At 57.4% G+C, this 19,245-nt stretch carries 9 protein-coding genes; 1 reads left to right on the forward strand and 8 read right to left on the reverse strand.

Annotated elements, in window-relative coordinates; translation table 11 throughout:
• The first annotated feature begins 163 nt into the window (after positions 1–163).
• Entirely contained in the window at positions 164–1,333 is a 1,170-nt protein-coding gene (locus tag H6G62_RS09560) for a WYL domain-containing protein (RefSeq protein ID WP_190494460.1), read from the forward strand.
• A gap of 62 nt (positions 1,334–1,395) precedes the next feature.
• On the opposite strand, the gene H6G62_RS09565 is transcribed toward H6G62_RS09560, so the two are convergent.
• From H6G62_RS09565 to H6G62_RS09600, 8 genes are all read right to left on the reverse strand, one after another.
• Entirely contained in the window at positions 1,396–5,289 is a 3,894-nt protein-coding gene (locus H6G62_RS09565; RefSeq protein WP_190494462.1) for a helicase, read from the reverse strand.
• Entirely contained in the window at positions 5,289–8,483 is a 3,195-nt protein-coding gene (locus tag H6G62_RS09570; RefSeq protein WP_190494463.1) for a hypothetical protein, read from the reverse strand. Before H6G62_RS09570 ends, H6G62_RS09565 begins: the two co-directional genes overlap by 1 nt.
• 135 nt (positions 8,484–8,618) lie before the next feature.
• The gene (locus tag H6G62_RS09575; RefSeq protein WP_190494465.1) at positions 8,619–14,048 is read right to left on the reverse strand and encodes a DEAD/DEAH box helicase; all 5,430 of its coding nucleotides are present in this window, start codon (positions 14,046–14,048) and stop codon (positions 8,619–8,621) included.
• 356 nt (positions 14,049–14,404) lie between these two features.
• Positions 14,405–14,893, reverse strand: coding sequence for a DUF3368 domain-containing protein (locus H6G62_RS09580; protein ID WP_190494467.1), 489 nt, complete (start codon positions 14,891–14,893; stop codon positions 14,405–14,407).
• 4 nt (positions 14,894–14,897) lie between these two features.
• Complete coding sequence (locus tag H6G62_RS09585; RefSeq protein ID WP_190494469.1) at positions 14,898–15,173, reverse strand: UPF0175 family protein; 276 nt, start codon at positions 15,171–15,173, stop codon at positions 14,898–14,900.
• Between the two features lie 107 nt (positions 15,174–15,280).
• The gene (locus H6G62_RS09590) at positions 15,281–15,856 is read right to left on the reverse strand and encodes a Uma2 family endonuclease (RefSeq protein ID WP_199324871.1); all 576 of its coding nucleotides are present in this window, start codon (positions 15,854–15,856) and stop codon (positions 15,281–15,283) included.
• 129 nt (positions 15,857–15,985) lie between these two features.
• On the reverse strand, positions 15,986–18,928 hold the full coding sequence (locus tag H6G62_RS09595) for a hypothetical protein (protein ID WP_190494471.1): 2,943 nt from the start codon (positions 18,926–18,928) through the stop codon (positions 15,986–15,988).
• Positions 18,929–19,245: transposase (locus H6G62_RS09600; protein ID WP_190492062.1), on the reverse strand; the 317-nt coding region annotated here is incomplete at its 5' end.

Raw genomic sequence — 19,245 nt, forward strand, 5'->3', positions numbered from 1 at the left:
TCTGTCATCACCATCGCCCTAGCGCCTAGGCACTATAGCCTCAACACCCCACTCTCTCCTAAGAAGTTATGGTATTGATAAGGACAGAGCCAAAAGCGAGTTAAGCTTTGTATTGCAAGGATTTAGAACCATAAAGTTTTGCTGAAAAATATTTTAAGTTGCGATGCCTGCCCGTAAACCAGACCACGGCTACGCGGCTCAGTCCGCCTTCGACCGATTGATTCTGTTGGTCGCTACCTTGCTGCGTCATCCTGGGGTTGGAGCCTCTGATCCCCTGTCTGCCGACGATGAAGCCCACGACACCATGGAGCAGGTGCGGCAGCGCCTCCAGGAAACCGCCCAGGAGCAGGGCATTCCCCTCAAATATGATTCTGTCCATACCCTGCGGAAAGATCTCAAAACCCTCAAACGCTATGGGGTGATGGCAGAACGGCGCTACCAGTGGGGCTACTACCTCGGCACAGGGGGGCTGACCTGGCCCGAACTCAAAACCGCCCTCAATGCCCTCCGGTCTTTGGCGATATACCAGCAAGATCCTCTGATTAGCAACCTCTACGACAAGATTGTGCGCCGCTTGGGGCTACAGCCCGACTCAGAGAATTTTATTTATCCCGTGCGCTCCCACATCAATCAGTCGGTGGTGTATACCGACCCCGCCGAAATGATGCACAAACGCTGCTACCGCCGCACCCTCTTTGAGCATTTGGAACAGATTGAAGCGGCCATTCTAAATGGACAAGGTATTGAAATTCACCGGGATCGGCAAGCCTTTGCCACCAGCGAACTGGGCTATTTCAAGGTTTGGCCCCTGCAATTAGTCTATTCAGATATCGCCTGGTATTTACTATGCGAAGACATTGACAGTGGCAGGCTGGCCTTCCGTCGCCTAGATCGATTCAGTGGCCATTTTAGGCTTCTCCCCAACCACAAACGCAGCCTTGACTTGCAATATCAAAGTATGGAAGCCGCCCATACCCTCCGCCGCCGAGGGTGGGGTCTGGCCCTAGGAACGGCGGAAGAACAAAAGCTAGAACGCGCTGGCAAGCAAGCCTTGACCCATGTCACGGTGCGTTTTTTCGCAGAGGTGGTTCCCTTTATTGTGGAAGGAGAATTGAGGCATCCCACCCAACGCCTTGAGCCAGAACCCAAACCGCGAGGACAGCCACCCTCCTATGTGGACTACCATGTCGATCTGCCTTCCCGGTCTTTACCTGAATTTAGTTTCTGGGTATACAAGCACCTCGATCAGGCTCAATTTCTCGCCCCTGACGCATGGGTTCAAGAACATCGCCGCAAAGCCAAGCAGCTTGCCTCAAGGTTTGAAGGGATTTAAACCACTTACTGCTCAGTGACAACCGCCGCAACTAGTTCTCAGCAGACTGCTTCACAACTTAGCTAGTCCACCTCATCGTGATCCTCCAGGAGAATCGTGTTCAGCAGATTCAGTTCACTTGAGGCCATGAAATAGCGGTTATCAAACACGGGTTCTAGCTGGTGGATCGCTCGTTGCCCCACCACTGCTGCCCAGGGGAACGCTTGGTACCGTGGCAAAACGGGCATCACCAGTCCATGGGAGGTGAGTGCCGTCCCTAAGGCATCGCGCCAGGTGGTGGGGTCTTCAAGCTGTTGTGTTCTGCCTTCGACCGATTGGGGTTTCCAAAAATGGGGATAATCCAGCGGCAAAGCCACCATGATGTTGTCGGTTTTGGTGTCTTGCAAGGTGGAATACTCCCTAGCCGCTGCTTCTTTTTCTCGAATCAGAAGGCGGTGAAGTTCCTTAGCAGGTTGTCGCAGTTTTGGAGGGAGGCGGGTGTCATTGGCAATGGTGTTGAGGATCCCCAGCAGGTTAGAGCTACCCTCGCCCACCTCCGTTCGCCAGGTCTCGAAGCTAAACCGTTCTTCAGCGGTTCGTCCTCGCCAATCTTCTAGCCAAAATGGGCCAATGCAAGTCAGTTCTGGGGGAATCGCTAAGGGTGGTTCGGTCAAGGCTCCGAGGAGATGACTGGTGGGACGTGAGATAGTTTTCGCCAGGGCCTCAACGGTGGTGTAGTCCACGTAGGAGGGGGTACCAATGGCTGGGGAACTCCCCTTAAGGTGGAAATGGGCAAAGAGCTGTTCCACCAGTTGCTGGGCTTTTTTCACCAGGGCTTTGTCGTCCGGGCTGTGGTCATCGCACAGAAACACCTGGGCCTCCCGCAGAAAGTTGCGGAGGTCGTCTGACATCAGGCTGAGGAGTTCTTCATCTCCCACAAACCCTACCGGGACAAAGGCAATGCGCTGCCGCCGCAGTCCAGCATCACCCTTGATACGGGTGTGGATGGTGGATCGGAGCATGAGCAAAAGGGTCAGCAGGTCAGTCGATTGTCGTAGCCAACGACGCTCCCGATCTTCCGCGTCATCGACGATCAAGAAGTCGTTAATTAGCATAACCAAGTGACGGGCTTTGTCGTCCCCCGATACGGGTTGGCCTGTGGTGGGGTCGGGGTAGGAGCCTCGCCCGCGATAGATGAGCTGGGCCACTTCCATGAGGGCGGCTTCGATGTTAAACCGAGGGATAGCGGCAATAATCCAGTCGGTTTTTGGAAAGGAAACACCCCTGGCCCCGGAGGAGGTCATCAGGAAAACCCGAACCTGATCCCGCTGGGGTGCTTGCACGAGCTGGAGGCGCTGGTCTTCCCGCACACTTTGATCCAAAATTTTCACGTCATTCAGACCGAGTAGAGGCGATTCCCCAGCCGTGAGGGTGTGCCGTAGTTGCCGCAGGAATGCCTTATCTTGGGCGAAAAAGATCACCTGCTCTGCCCCCTGGTTCAGCGCCGCTTCAATTTCGAGTTGGGCATTTCTAATCAACTCATCGGCAGACTGTTCGCGCACGGCCTGTCGAATGGGCTGGGGCTGGCCATCGCTGGTGAGACCGGGGGTGATGGAAGCTAGTCGCAGGCTGTAGCGGATATCCAGGGTAGAGGCTGGGTAGCTGTTAGTCATGATGTGCAGGGTGGGATGGAGGCCAGGGCTGACCCGCATCCTCGTCCCTGTCACTCGAAAAGCGCTACGGCCTGTGGTGGGGCTAATCAACACCTTGTCGGGGGCACGGTCGCCCGCATTGAGATAGCGGTTGAGCACCACGTCATTGCTCAGCGACGCATCGGAAATCATCAGCACCACCCGGAAGGGACAGGGTTCTCCCTCAAAGGGTTCGATGAACTGCTGAGTCAGCCATTCCGCCAGCCGATGGCAAAAGAGCGCCCCCGCCCCATCCCCAGCTACCTCATCCACCATGGCGATGATGGTTGGGATTCGTTGGGCAAAGGTGCGCCGCTCCTGCTTCCCTTGCACCGTGTTGGCCCTGTGCCGAAAAAGCTGGCTGAGGGCATCCACCGTGGTTTGGTTACGGAGCAAGCGATAGCCCTGAATCGCAGCGGTGAGCACCAAACGGTTGACCTTAGGGTTGGCATCCAGTAGCTTGCGGGCCGCACTGGCCAGGGTACGCAGCACACCCGGCTGAGTCTTGGCCTGCATACTATCTTCCCGTTCTGTACGGGCACGTTTGTAGCGCCTGGAGGTGACAATTTCGGTGTCAATGGCCTGCTCTTCCTGGGGGGTGACAAAGAGGATATTGCAGGGGGGATGGCGTAGATTCTCCACCCCATCGGCCACCACAGCGCTGTCAATGTGTTGTTTCTGGGGAGGGGACGGGTCGCCCGTTTGGGCTACCTTTTGGGCATACCAAGGGGCGGCGGCGCTGATGAGCTTGGCGTTGGAGGTGAGGGTGAGAATGCCGCTGGGCTGCCCCTCCTCATCGTGGGCTAGTTTGGCGGTCACATCGCGGTTAATCACCACGCGAGGGCTGACGTAGAGGAAGGCATAACCCTCCTGCTGTTGGCCCAGGAATCGGGTGACTGCCGTGGTTTTGCCGATGCCGGGATTTCCCTCTAGGGCGATTACATTCAGCCTGCCGGGTTGGGCTGCCTGAAGCCCTGCCACCACCGCCGCCCCATGGGCATCCCTCAGGTTTATCTCTCCTGTGGCCAAGAGCCGCTGTTGCAGCTCAGTGGCCAGGGCAGGTTGGGGCGCACCGCCAAAAAAGTCCTCTAGGGCCTCCGTCGGTTCGATGGCGGCAAGAGCCTCTTCTACCGTCAAGGGTTGGGTGGGGGTGAAAAAATCTTCGACCGTTTCCGTCAGCGACAGGTGAAGGGATTGCCCGATACCAGGGGCTTCGCGGATGACTTTGGCCTGCTGGCGGAGGCCGGAGGGCAGGGCTTGTACTAGCTTCTTGAACACCAGCCGAATTTCGTGATTCAGGTCGTCCTGGCTACCCTCTTCGAGCTTGTGAACTTTGCGGTAGGCTTTGCCAAGGGAGACCATCAATTGCCCGCGAGGATCGTCCCTTGGGTTCCCAGAATCAAATTCGGCGGTAAGGCTTTCCAACCCGTTGGAGGTGATGGCCATGGCACTGGCCCGACAGGCTCCGGTGAGTCGTCCCTGTTGGGTGAGCAGGTTGACGAGTCGCTCCATGTAGGAGGAAGCCTGACAGAGCTTAAACAGGGGCTTGTCCTTGCCGCTAAAGACCATGAGGTGATCCGACAACCGTTGGCTGAGGGTGAAGCCGCTGCCCTCTACCTCAGCACAGACGCGGGCAAAGACACCCCGTGATTCGATATAGCGGGCATAGCGATGAACCTCCCGACAGTGGGGGGATTCGGTTCTGAAGTCGGCCAGCTTAGGGGGGGCGTTATAGGAAAACTCAAGGCAAAGGATGAGATTTTCGGGATGTTTGCGCCTGCGTCGAGGGGTCGCCGGATTCGCCTTTAACCACAGCAGAAAGTCAGCGCGTCCCGGTTGTCCACGTTGTAGTAAGGCTGGATCCACTAGGCCGGGTAGGTTAAAGGCTTGATTGAAGGCGCGGGCGGTCGCTTCATTGGCTTCCACCGAGTTTTTTTCAACTTCGGGCAAGGTTAACGGCACCCAAAGCGCCTCAAGTTGGTGGTCTTTAGTGGCGTTGCGTGTGAGGTATTCGCGCAGGGTGCTCCACCCCAGCCCATAGCCAAAGACCAACAGGTGCCGGATATGGGATTCTACCCACTCCTTGAGATTTTGATCCGCAATATTAAGCTGCCGCAAAACGCCTTGGGTGACATCAGCGACCCTGTGGGACTGCCACCCGACCAGAGCAGGATGCCCCAAAGACAGATGGTTATGCTGCACCAAGTAAGCGATGACACCGCGCTGAACCGCAATCTCAAAGACCCGTCCCCAGGTTGATGCCTGTAACAGAATATCGGGTTCCATCAGGGTTGCCTCCGGTGCAGCGTTTGAGACACATGGGTGAGCAGAGCCGGATAGCTGAGATACACCCGACCTCGGCGGCGAGAATGCAAAATTTCCACCTCCCCAGCCGCCTCCCTGGTCGTGGGAGAAATCCAGCGAAAGGGATCTAGCACAGGAATCAGTTGTCCAGCCTTGACCCCACGCTCCGCTTCAATAAAGTGCAACCCACGCAATACCGCCGTTAGGCAGGGATGAATGGGGGAATTACCCTCTGGGTTAAGCAAGTGCTGGCGAGCCCGCTCTGTCCAGCTCAGGTTACTGACTCGCTGTTCTGATACGAGGAAGTAGGCACAAAACCCAGACTGGGGGCGGTTGGCGGCATCAACGACATGCAGCGTGGCAAAGGTGTAGGCCGGGATGATGTCTCGTACCTGCTCCATGGCCGTATTGCGAAGAAAATTGACATGGTCGCCAACGGTTGAAATTTCAAAAGCGGCTTCGGTTTGTGTCCGATTCCGCAGTCGGGTAGCCGGAAACACATCCCGAAGTAGGGGATAAAGGGTCAGATCTGGAAAGGATTGAAAGACCTCTTCGAGGAAGGTGACTGGGGTTAGCGGTGCATTGTGGTCGGCCACGCGGTTGAGATGTCGCCCCCCATAGGCATGGGACAGCAAAATGATGTGCTGACAACCAAGCTGTCTTAGATGACCAATTTCCTCCCGCACAAGACGCTGTTTCTGCATCTCCTCTGCGGATTTAACTATGTCAGACTGGGTGCGTTCTGGCCGGAGGGCATAGCCGCAAAAGGGCTGAGTAATCGCTGAGGCGACGTAGCTTTGGGTGGAGAACAGGTGATTTTGATGGCTAACCGTGAGGCCCGGTGTCTCGTCACAGGGGCGGGTAGCATAGGAAATCAGGCCAATTTTCTCAAGAGCAGGCGGGGTCGGGGTGGTCATCGCCAGGGGAAAGGCACTGAGCAAGGCATCAAACGCGCCGGACTTCACATACTTCCTGGAATCAGAGGCCAGATTATCCAGAGTAATGCCCTGCATTCGGACGGGGCCATCTTGGGCTAGCAGGGTCTCGATAGTTTGGGCGGCACCATACACATAGGCTTCAGCCTCAGAATCGCGACTTTTACCCGCCTGTTGGAGCCGTACCATCAGGGTCGTAAAGTTTTGGGAGGCCTCTAAATCGGTTGCCGCCCCCTCACGCAACCGTTGCAGGATGCGCCACAGACCGCAGTAGACCAGCACCGGAAAAGCGGCTACGGCGGCGGCATACCACTGCTGGGCGTCGGCTTGTCCCTTTTGTTTCTCATTGCGGGTTAACGTGCGTAGCTCGTATTCCACCAGCACCGCCGCCGACAATGCCCAGACGTTCGCCTCTTTTGCCGTTGGGGTCGGTCGATAGAACGGGGTTTGGTTGGATGGTGCTCGGCCCGACTCGAAAGGCACCCAAACCACCTGAAGCATCTGCTCTGGAAAGAGCCGCTGGGCCTGCATCACCTGAGGCGCGTCCTCCTTGAGAACCAGCGTATGCTCGGTCAGTTCGGTGGTGACTTTGGCGGAAAACAGCAGTTGAGGCACATCCGGCGTACCCGAAATGTCGATCTGCTCGAACCACGCCACCGATTCTTGGGCCGGATTGGGAGCACTGACCAGCAGATCCTTCACCCCACGTTCTGCCCCTTCTAATCGATTCCAAGCCACAATGTCTCGCTTGACGCAAATAAACTGCTGAGCCGTGCGGCGCTGGGTCTGGGATACAATCTTGCGGCTTTTGTCTTGCAGCAGTTTAATTAACGCCCGCGCCACCATCTTCATAGCCCCCGCCCGATCTTTCAGGTCTTGGATCAGGGTTTGAATGCCCTCGCGTCCATCCCGTTGCAGGGTGGCTAGGCAGGTTTGCAGGGTTTGGCGCATCGTTGTTGGCGAGATGTCTACCACCTCACCCGATAGCCTAGGTACCACGGCATCCAACACCACGAGTTCAGCCAGTCGTTTGGCAGGCGAAACGCTGAGCAGGTCTTCTGCCAACAGGGTTTCATGAATAAACTCAAGGCGGGCATCAAAGGCAGGCTTCTTTTTCTCAGGATTCTGGCCATTGATGCGAAAGCGGTAGCTCACCCCTCGCTGGACGCCATAGCTATTTTGATTCCCCACCTTTTCCTCAAAAATTTGAGTTTCCCATTCGGGCCATACCGCTAGACAGGTATAGAAGGTGGCCTTGTTCAGGTAAGCAGAGAGGTCGAAATCGGCACTCTGGCCATAGTGGGCCGTGAGATCAACGGCAAAGCCTTCCTGCTTCACCAAGGCCGTTAGCGCGAGAACTCGGTCGATGTACTCCACCAGACATTGGTTCTCGCGTTGAATGCTGGCGCGAGCCTGATCCGCCACAGCCTCCATAATCCTAAAGGTAACGTTCAGCCGCACGCGGGACAGCGCCGCATCATCTAAAAAGTTCAGGAATCGCTGAATTTGGCTATCGGCACGCTCTTGTTCAGCCTCAAGACTGTCGATGGCGGTATCGATGTCGTCGTCATCGCAGCCCCGTTGCTCCAATCGGGACGCAATCGCCGCCTTCATCCGGCCAAAATAGTCCTCAGCTTCCACCTGCTCAACCGCCACCAGCACTTTGGCCACCGCTGCGGTGCTCTGATCGCTCGTGTCAAAGGCAAGGGCCTGAAGATTCGCCCGGTAAGCCTGATCTTTGAACGGCACCTTCACCGCCGAAGCTAGGGCTTGGAGCTGTTGGGCTGGATGGGCTAGCAGCAGTTGAGCGAGGTCTGAGTCCTCACCCAGCATCGCATCCAAAGCCCGATCTATGGCCGCCATTAGGTTGTCGAGGTGCCCTGGCAACCTAGCGGCGCTGCCCTCCGGTAACTCCCCACCGAGCTTGGCTATGAACCCAAAGGGTGGAGCCTGGAAGTCTCGAACCAATCCACTGCCTTCGGAAGCTTTGAACATCTCCCGAAACTTGGGATGGGAAAACAGCCGGAGCAGCACCCCTGAGGTACAAAGCCGGAGCCGAGTTTTCTGCGTATCGGGGTTAGCCTGGAAAAGAAACAGCGATCGCTGCTTGGGATCAGGGGATTCGGATGGATCTTGGCTTACCGTGATGGACTCTGCCAAAAGCTCAATCAGTTTGGCTAAATCTACCGATGGCCGTGCTGAAGGTGCCTGAATTTGGGCACCCCGATCTTGGGTCGTCATATTGGGTGGTCCTCCTTATTCTCGGTCGATGACCGCTTCACTCTCCCTGGGCGACCAACCCAGAGGAGTGGGAACTAAACTATGATTAGCTTCAGGCTACCCAAAATGTCAAGGCTAGCCAAAGTCATTCTCCACCTACACTTCGGCCTGGGCCACAAACCAATCGGAGGAGTCCCGAATGGCGGCGGCTTTGGGTTTGCCGAGGAGGATGCGGCCCAGACGGAAGAAATGCTTGGCCATACGGTCGCGATCCTCTAAGTCGCCTGCGGGGATGGCCATGACCTCATAGCCTTCGTTGCTCAGTTCATCGCGAATGGCCTGATCTTTGGCTTGGCGATCCGCGTTGCCGTGGATAGCGCGGCTCATGCCATCGAGGTAGATACAGATGCCTTCTTTGATTTCGGTGGGATCGAGGTAGAAAAAGTCTGGGGTGGTGGTGCCTAGGGGACGACCTAGGTCGATGGCCTGTTGGCAGATGGGGTCAGGGAATCCGGCTCGCCGCAGCATCGTTTGGAGCCGAGCTTCGGCTTGGTTGACGGGGCGATGATCGTCATCGTTCTCGGCTTTGGGCAAGTTGGCGGGGATGGAGTGGCTTTGGGTGAGGATATCGCCCCACTCCAGCAGTTTTTTCAGGGCCGTATGGCGATTGAGGTGGCGGTGGTAGTAGGCGTTTCGGAAGTTAAACAGGCAGTCGATACAGGCAGTTTGACAGCGGGATTTGCAATCGTTGACGACGGAAAGGGCCGCTGCAACCACCGTGGGCCACTTGGCCAAGAGTTGTTCTAGGAGGCCAGACCCACCGGGCATGGGGTCGTAGAGCAGTACGTCTACCCGTTCGCTGCCGGAATGGCCCAGGGTGAGAATCTGCAAATCCTCTAGCTCCATTTCTAGAACGTTGCTGGCCCCATGGCGGATGGCCTCCATGACGCTGTAGGCCACTTCTCGGTTTTCGCAATCCTGAAGGCTGAGGGCATCGGCGATGACATCGGCAAAGAAGCCGACGGGGGTGATTTTGGTGCGGCAGCGATCTTCATGATCCTTCGTGAAGGCTTCCAAATCTTGCTCGGAGGTGAAGGGGGAACGGCTGCGGCCACAGACCAGACAAACGGTGTAGCCCAGGTCTCCGGTGCGTACCAGGTTGGCGGGGCCAACGTTAACCAGGCGCAGATGCACCCCCCGACGCAGGTGAACGACCTGATCATGCCATTGAAAAGCAAGGCCACCGCTGTGTCGTCCTTGTTCGTAGCCCAGGATGGTGACGGGCATTTGGAAGCGGTTATCTTCTTCGTCGGAGATATTGGACTGGTGGGACAGATCCACATCGTCCATGGGGACGGCTTTGATGGCCGTTTTTGTTAACCCCGACAAAAGCTGCCGCCCACTGCCGATTTCCTTAATGGCGGCGCTGGCAGCATCAACCTCGAAATAGATGGGTTCTTTCTCCGACTCTAGGTGAAAGTAGCGGGGTACAAAGCGCTGGCCGTTGGCGTAGATCAAATTACCGGGCACATATTCCCGCAGGGCCACGCTGGGGGGCCGGGGCAGGTCAAAGTCAGCCATCCAGGTAATGCTGCGGGGCATTTGGGCCGTCCCTTTCACCTGGCCTCCCTCTAGACCATAGCCGGGGAGAAACCCCTCAGCGGCTAAGACGCTGTAGGTGATGGTGTCATCAAGACCTTCGGCTTCGTTGCCCTTGCGGTAGGTTTGTCCTTTCAGGCGTTTGACAAGGCGATCGCAGCGGCGAAACAGGGCGTCATCTTCGGGTTCTAGGGTGCCCTTTAGGATACGTTCTTCGCTCAGTCGGCGGAGTTGGCCCATGGCCCACTGAAGGCGTTTCCACAGGATATGGATAACTTTGGTGAGTTGGTCGCCCATGGCGGCAATGTGGCCCTTGAGTTCCTCTTCCTTAACGGCCATGGCATCCTCGGTGGGCCAAGCCTGGGCAAAGGCGAGATCGACCTGGGCATAGAGAGCGGGGGCGTGTTTTTGGATGAGTTGGGTGAGGGCGCTGACCTCTAGGGGCTGATCGCGGATCAGGCCGTTGTCGTTGAAGAGGTAGTCTTTCACCTGGTGGGGGAAACATGTGGCTAGGACGGCCTGAATTTCGTCGCGGTCGCCCTGGGGGAGCCCCTGCCCGGTACGGGCCATTTGGTGCAATAGGGTGAGCACGGTGGCCCGGACGTGCTTGCCCACCATCAGGGTATTGCGGAGGTTGAGCTTGGGCGGTTCAATCGCGCCATCCAGCAGGCGCAGGGGTTCGGCAAAGTAGGATCGGTCGTGGCTGGCCCCTCGGGCATAGGTGAGGTTGACGGCCATGCGATGACGACGGCCCGCCCGTCCGGCCCGCTGCCAATAGTTGGCCGGAAGCGGCGGCACGTTTCGCATCAGCACCGAATCGAGGGAGCCAATGTCGATGCCCATTTCGAGGGTGGGGGTGCAGACGAGGGCGTTGATCAGCTCGCCCTCGCCCTTAAAGATGCGCTCGATGCGATCCCGCTTATCTTGGGGCACCTGGGCCGAGTGTTCTTCGGGGCGCAGCATGGCAAACTGGTCATCCAGCACCCGTAGGTCGTAATCATCAGGGTTTTCGGCTTCAAAGGCGAGGGTGCCCCCGCAGCGCCAGGTGGTGCAGGCCAAGCGCGGTGTGGGCCGAGGATGGGCACGGCGGCAAACGCCACAGCGGTATACGCCTCGACCGGGGGCAATTCTCAGCCTATCGGCATCAATTTGATACACCCCTTCGCAGCCCTTTAGGGTCTTGTTCCAGGCATTTTTGAGGACGCTGGGCACCAATAGCTGGGTCTCGTTGATGAGGCAGTGCCACAGGTCGGTGAAAAAGTCCTCCATGTGCTCTGGGGGAACCCCCCACCGACGGGCGGCCTGACGGGCCACGGTGTCGCCCTTGGCACTCAGCCATTGCTGGACACGGGTCACATCGCCTGCCTCGCGGGTGAGCTTGAGGCCCTTGGGTACCCCTTCCAACAGGGGCAGATAGCCCCGCTGGATCTCAAAGTCGCCGTCTTTCCATTTTTTCGAGAAAATTCGCCCTTCGCGATCTAGCAGGATGGTGTTGCGGCGGGCGATGTCGAGCAGGGCGGCCACGCCATTGACCAGGTCGGTGGGGGAGAGGCCCAGCCGGGGTGCCCAGTGCTGGATAACGGCGAGGTCGGGGGTGAGGCCGCCATAGTCGATGTGGAGGCGGCCCCAGGGTTCTAGGCCAATGCGTTGTTTGACCCCAGTGGTAATTTCGCGCAGCACTTGGATGCGGAGAAAGCGCTTGCGTTCTTCGGCGTGTTGGGTGCCCTCGGCCTCTTTGCGGTGAACTTGCCACACCTCAGGAATGAGGGATCGGCTGAGGTCGTCGTCGGCCTCTAGGCGTTTATCGAGGTGGGCGGTGAGGTCGCCGATGGAGAGGGGGCCAGCGCTGATGTAGTCGTACATGAGGCCCCGCAGGCGATAGCGACGGGCGTGGTCTTGCATCCAGCCCGCTTGGAAGGCCGCATCCTGGCGGTTGTCGGCAAACACCAACAGCCGCCGCCGCTCGGCATGGTGCAGCATGTTCTGGGCCAACACATGGACATCGGCCACGGTGGTGGCGCGGATGGGGCGGGCGGGTTCTCGGTAGCGGCCAAAGACGTTGCGGCCCGTGGCTTGGCAGGCCACACAGGCGGTTAACTGTCCGGGATGTTTAGGCTTTTGGCGCACCGCCAGCAACGGCACCAGCCCCCCCAGCCGACCACAGCCCCCGCAGCGTTCCACCGGGTCGGAGTGGAGGGTGCCACAGGCTCGACAAAACTGGATCGGATAGACCGAGCGCGGATAGGGGCGGGGGCTATCGTCGCCATCGTCGCTGTCGTCTTGGGTGATGAGGCCATCCACCAGCAGGACGCGATCACCCCCTAGTTCGGCGGAGAGGGGTTCCCAGAGGGTGAGGTCGCCGTGGGCTTGGCCCCCGGAGGGATGTTTCTCCGTGAGCTTAAAGTCGGCGACGGTGTGGGAAAAGTAGTGCTGACCACAGGTGTTGCAGGTTAACACGGGCAGGCGATAGAGGTCGTCTTGGTTGGTGCCTTCGGTATCTTCGGCGGAAAGCCACAGTTGGGGCCGATTCTGATCCTTGGGGAAGGTGACAACGGCACCGCCTACGCCGCGCACAAAGCCATGCACCACTGGGCGCAGCAGGGGCCGTCCATCCTTGCGGGAGGCGGCTCCGAGGGCCAGCCAGATCAGCGCTTCTTCTTCGGGGATGGGCCGACCGATGATGATGGCGATTTGCTCTAGCAGGTTGGTGAGGTGGCGGGGATGCTTGAGGGCTACCGTAAGCTGATAGACCAGTTCGTTGGCCGCTAGGTGGTCGTAGAGTTGGGTTTCCCACTGGGTCGGATCGAGGCGGACTCCGGTGATTTGGCGGTAGATGTGGCTGACGGCGGGGCCAGCGTCGTCTTTTTCCACGGCGGCAAGGACGGCTTGCAGCAGCGGGGCGGGGTTGGCGGCGAGGGGCGGGGGCAGGTGCCGCTGGGGCGACCACACCTCGTCTTGGTATTGTTCGCCCACGAGGGCCACCCGGTCTTTGGCCACCCCAAAGAAGCGGGCGGCAAAGGTTTGGGCTACCCCTAGCCCTTCCTGGGTGTTGGGGTCGGCGATGGTGGCGGAGGTGGCAATGCAGACGGTTTCGGTGGGGGCTTTGCCGCAAAAGGTACGCAGGCGACGCACGAGGCAGGCGGTTTCGGCCCCGTTGGCCCCGCTAAAGGTGTGGGCTTCGTCGAACACCAGAAAGTCTAGGGAGGCGTTGTCAAACAGGGAAATATCCCGCTGGCGGGTCAGCAGTAGCTCTAGCTGCTTCACGTTGGTGAGCAAAATGCGGGGCGGCTTGTCGCGCATTTCTTCGCGGGAGATCCGTTCTTCGGTGGGAAAGATGGGATCGGGTCGTTTGTCGCGCTGGGCCTGGATTAGCTTGGTTTCGTAGTCTTTTTTTGCGGCTTCGTAGCTGGTTTTGGAGGTGCCCGACCGTTGGCCAGACACCTGGCTGGTTTGCTCTGGGGTTTTGCCGACGTATAGCCCAAAGGAAATACCCGTTCCGGCCAACAGCCCCCGCAGGCGGCCCAGTTGGTCTTCGGCCAGGGCGTTCATGGGGTAAACAATCACGGCGGCGATGCCCTCCGGTGCGCCCTGGTCGCGCAGCCGCAGGCAGTGGCTGATGATGGGATACAAAAAGCATTCGGTTTTGCCGGAACCTGTCCCCGTAGAAACGAGGGTGGCTTTGCCGCTGTGGATGGCGCGAAGGGCGGTTTCTTGGTGACCATAAACGGCGGGATGGGGAATTAGCTTTTTCATGAAGGGATGGAACACCCCGTCCCGAATCAACTCGTCTACGGTGGCCCCCTGCTGAAAGATGCGGCTGAGGCTAATATATGGCCCCTTCAGCAGGGGGGTGTTGCGGGTGGTCTCTAGGTTCAGCAGGTGGCGCATCTGCTCGTAGAGGTTGGCATCGGCGAAGGGGTAGGCGGTGAGCTGGTAGCGCAGGAAGTCGCTGACGACTTTTTCGGTGTAGACGATGGGGTTGAGCATGGGAGTCGGGAGTCGGGAGTCGGGAGTCGGGAGTCGGGTAGGGGCGAGGTTTCCCCGCCCTGGGGGCTGGTTGGCGACACTGTGATCAATCGGATGGGCCGCAATGCACCGCTTGGGGGCTGGTTGGCGATACCGGGATCAATCGGATGGGCCGCAATGCACCGCTGGGGAGTTGGGGGTAGCCAAGCAGGATTTGATAGGGGATCGCGTTTCGTAGACGGTTTCTAGGCATTCTTCAAAGTCGTTGCCTGCCCAGGTTTCGGTGCGGCTGGGAAGGGAGCCTCCGATAGCAGGGCGAAAGTCAGGATGTTTTGCGGCTGGTTTTGGTTTTGGGTGGGTGGTCATGGGGAGTGGGGTTAGGTGGGTTCTTGCATGAGGGTTTGGGCTTTTTGGTAGAGGGCGGTATCCATGCGAAAGCCGATTTTGATCAGTTGATCGAGGATGGGGGTGCCGGATGGGATGAGGTTGCGGCGTTTGGCGAGGACGATGATGCCAACGGTGCCGATGTGGGTCAGTCCTCGGCTTTGGGCGATGCGTCTACCCCTGGCTTCGTCGATGAGTAGCAGTTGGGCTTGGGTTTCTAGGGCAAGGACGATGGCTTCGCTTTCGCCACGATCTAGTTGTTCTCGCAGGATGTCTACGGCAATTGTGTCTCGGACGGTTTGGGTGCTAATCCAAGGGGCCGCTTGGACGGCGGCTGATCCTTCTCGCCCGTTTCCGGCCTGGACAACTTCTTGGTAGACGGCCTGGGGGATCACAATCTCGCCATAGAGCGCCTGGAGCAGGTCTAGATAGGACAGACGGGCCAGGGCGATGAGTGGGCTGGAGTTGGATACAACAAGCATGGTGCTAGTTCCCTAGCAGGTGTTCAACGGTGGCAATTTCGGCGGCGAGTTCGTCGGGGGTTTCGGTGAAGTAGGGGATTTGGTGCTGGGCTAGGAGTTCGATGAAGCCTAGCTTTGAAATGCTGAGCAGTTCGGAGGCTTTTCCGGCGGAGATGCGCTGCTGACGAAATAGCTCTAACGCCAGGATTTCTAGGATGTGCTGGGGCAGTTGCGATTCGGGTAGGTTGAGGGCGGCGAGGAGGTCGCGGGGGAGGTTGAGGTTGATGGTTAGGTTGGTCATGGGAGTGGGGGGTCGGGAGTCGGGAGTGGGGAGTGGGGAGTCGGGTAGGGGCGAGGTCTCCTCGCCCTGGGGAGTCGGGTAGGGGCGAGGTCTCCTCGCCCTGGGGGTTAGGGCCAGAGCCAGGTGAGGGTGAGGGTAAAGCCGGGGAGGATGGTTTCGCCGGAGAGGGTGGCGGGGGCGGTCAAGATTTCGGGGGGTTGGTGGGGGCGATAGATTTCGGCTTGTTTGGCGGAGGGGTTGATTAGCCAGCCGAGGCGGAGGCCGCTGTTGAGGTATTCCTGCATTTTGGCGCGAACGGTGGCGGGGTTGTCGCTGGGGGAAACGAGTTCTAGGGCAAAGTCGGGGCAGAGGGGCGGAAACCTGCGCTGTTGGTCGGGGGTGAGGGCGTCCCAGCGAGATTTTTCGACCCAGGAGACATCGGGGGAACGGTCGCCACCGTTGGGAAGTTTGAAGCAGGTGGAGGAGTCGAACACGATGCCGAGGTTGGTTTGCTCGTTCCAAATCACAAAGCGGGCGATGAGGGTGGCGTTGTTTTTTCCGGTTTCTCCTCCGGTGGGCGACATGATAACCAGTTCTCCGGTGGGGGTGCGTTCTAGCTTAATTTCGGGGTTGGCGGCGCAAAGTTGCTCGAATTGGGTGTGGTCGAGGGCGATGAGGGGTGTGAGGTTGAGGGTGAGCATCATGGGGGAGTCGGGAGTCGGGAGTCGGGAGTCGGGAGTCGGGTAGGGGCGGGGTTTCCCCGCACTGGGGGTTGTTTGGCGATAGGGGGATCAATTTAATGGGCCGCAATGCACCGCTGGGGGGTGGAGGGGTTAGAAGAGATGGAGTTGTTCTTCGTTGGGGGGGATGAGGTTGAGTTGTTGGGTGGAGGGGAATCGGGAGTCGGGAGTGGGGAGCGGGGAGTCGGGATCTGGGGCTTTCCCGATTGACGATTCACGATTGACGACTGACGATTCCGGCTTTCCCAGCAGTTGCCTCAAGTTCTCGGCGTGCATTTCGCATTCGGCCCAGGAGTCTTCGGGGGTGCCTTGGAGTTGCCAGGGGAGGAAGCGGTATTGGGCGTGAGTGGGGAGTCGGGAGTCGGGAGTCGTCAGTCGGGAGTCGGGATGTTGTTCTGCCCCGATTCCCGATTCCCGATTCCCGATTCCCGAATGCCAGAGTTTGGCGGTGTCTGCCCCAATTCTAGCGGCGACGGGCTGGGGGGTTTGGGCGCGGTGGTCGTGGCCGAGGCCGTAGTCGGCGAGGCGGAGGGTTTCGGGTAGCATCCAGCCTTCGCCGTGGTTGAGGTTGAGGAAGGCGTCGAGGCCGAGGTGTTTGAGGTGGTGGAAGGCAACGAGGGAAAGAACGGTGTGGCGCATTTCGGGGTCTTTTTCTTTGTCTACGCGCCAAAAGCCTTTGGGTTCTAGGCTACGGGCAAAGGTGTTATTACAAACCTGGGCCACGGGATGATCGCAGTCTTGCAAGATCCAAGCAAAGTCTTCGTAATCTAGGCCATAAAGTTCGGCAACAACAGCATCTAAAATACAGCGCAGGCGCAAGCGTTCGTAGGGGGTAATGGCCCAGAGTTGCTGCCAACGCATATCAGGCTTAGCAAACTGTTTTAGTCGTAGCCAATCTAAGGCAAACTTTGGAGTAATGAAGTTAACTTGAGCTGTTATAAGTCGCAAGCTCTGCTCAATCTTCCTAGCTAATGGAAGCTCAGCAACAATGAAATAATTTAGGGAAGTTCCGCCAAGTCTTGAGCGAAGAGCAAAGTCAAACGAAAATGAGTTCGCTAAAGAACATAACTCTAAATTCCCATGTGTAGAACTAATAGAGCTTAGAATTGGGACTTTATTACCGCAAGGCAAGTCAGGGATCAAGCTACTAATGAAGGTTCTCTCATCCGTAGACCGAGCGATATCGCGAAAACTAACTCGCAAGCCTCTGGAATTTTTACTATTTTCTGAATAGTTCTCCAATTCAATCAAAAACTGAGGCTCTAAGCATTTTGATTCAAAAGGAATATCGCGCCAAATCGCCCTTAAACCAGTTCCGCTAACCCAGCCTTTACGAGAGAAATCAAATTGTTGAATCATCACCCCCTGATACAGCGGCAACGCCACATCTTCAACCTCATCCACCCGAATCATCTCCCGGCCATCCGCCGACAAAATCACCCCCGATTCCCGCTTCTCGGAGGGCGAGGGCACCTCGCCCCTACCCGACTCCCGACTCCCAACTCCCGACTCCCGCCATTCCCCCTTCAACCAATGCCCATACTCATCCGCCTTATACCCCTGCGCTTCCCACTTGGGCCGAGGCGGAAACAGTTTAGAATCGTTGGTCATGTCAAACTCTCTGGCGTACTGAATCCCCCAGCCATTGGGGCCATCGTCGCCCAGCAGCACGCCATTGGCATACATTTTTTCGAGAATCTTTAGGTCACGATTCGAGCGAATTTCGAGAATGGCATAGGTATAGGGGCTAAACTGGGCTACCTGTTCCCGTGGGTAGGGCAAATAATCCGGCTCGGCCTGTGCCCAGGTGTTGAGATCACGCTCCATAAAGCGGGTTTTGATGGCGTTGGTTTGTCCACCCTTTTGCACGACTACAGGACAGAACTTAAAGCGCCCATCAACGGCAGGAAAAATGCCATCACGATTTTCAAACACATACAACCACCGCCAATTACACCGATTCAGAAACAGCCGACGGAGAGAGGTTGATCCCTTATCGGTATAAATGCCAGAGGGCACAATTAGCCCTAGTTCGCCGCCCTCTCGCAGCAACGCATGGCCCAACTCCAAAAACATTTTGTAGGTGTTAATATCCGCCGATCCCTGATACCGATAGGGATGTTCTGGGTCGCTATAGCCCGTTCGTTTCGCCCGTTGCTTGCGCCATTCCGTCGCCAACTGTTCCGCCTCCGCCTTCCGTCGAGACAGCGAAAACTTACTGCCCATCGCCTCATCATCCCCAAAGGCCGATGCCACATATTTACACCAGTTCGACAACGCCTTTAGCCGCGCACAATAGGCCAGCCAACTTTCTTCAATCGCCGGATCTGCCTCAAAATATCGCCGCTGATACTCCAACGCCTCCTGCTTACCATAGGTGCGATACAGCGGATCAATATTCGAGAAAAACTCCTTAGAATTCGGCTTTTGAATTTCCCACGGCGGATTACCCACAATGGCATCAAAACCGGGCACCCTCACCCCCGAATGGTTGACCCTCACCCCCAGCCCCTCTCCCTGCGAGGGAGAGGGGAGATTGACTCCCCCTTCTCCCCTAGTGGGAGAAGGGGGCTGGGGGGATGAGGGGGCACAAAACACATCAGGAAACTCCAGTTCCCAATGGAAAAACTGATACTCCTGCGCCACCCGTTCCACCGCTGCCCGTACTTCTGGGGAAGGATCAACAAACTGCATCGGCGTGGGCGAAAGGTCGATGTCGTTGCCCTGCCAAAACCACACCGCACACCAACAATCAAAGGCCCACTTAAGCTGCTGAAGCGTCTGCTTTTGTCGGATAGCAGTTTCGTAGGTGGCGGCCTGTTCTTCCGGGTCTAGCACCGCCATGTGAATCGCTTCCACCGCCGCCTGAAGCTCATCATGGGTTTGTTCTGGCGGTTGCAACAGCCGATTTTCAAACATCGAAAGCTGCACCCCTCCGGCCAACAATTCCCGCAATTCCTCCTTCACCACCTCATTTCGCATCCGCTTAATTTCCTTCGTCCATACCTTTTGGCCAAAATGTAAGCTGATATGCATTTAAATTGCATTGATTGTGTTTCCTTTGTTTTTGATCTTGCGATCCCATTTGATGACAAGCTGCCCTTCGTTCAACAGGTTATGAACAAGCGCTTCTAGATCCTCAATCGACTCAAATAGACGATTGGCAATGAATTCCTTTGCAGAGTGCCAAACTAACTCGATTAAATTATAGTCCGGACTGTAGGGTGGCAGAAATTCTAAAACAATGTTGGGCATCTCCTTCGCTATCTTCTCTAGAATCTCTGCCTTTTTATGAATACTTGCATTGTCTAAAATGATAAGAATCTTAGGGCCATCCTGCTCAAAGTCTTCAA

It is taken from the genome of Phormidium sp. FACHB-1136 (genome assembly GCF_014697375.1).
Classification (GTDB): Bacteria; Cyanobacteriota; Cyanobacteriia; order Phormidesmidales; family Phormidesmidaceae; genus Nodosilinea.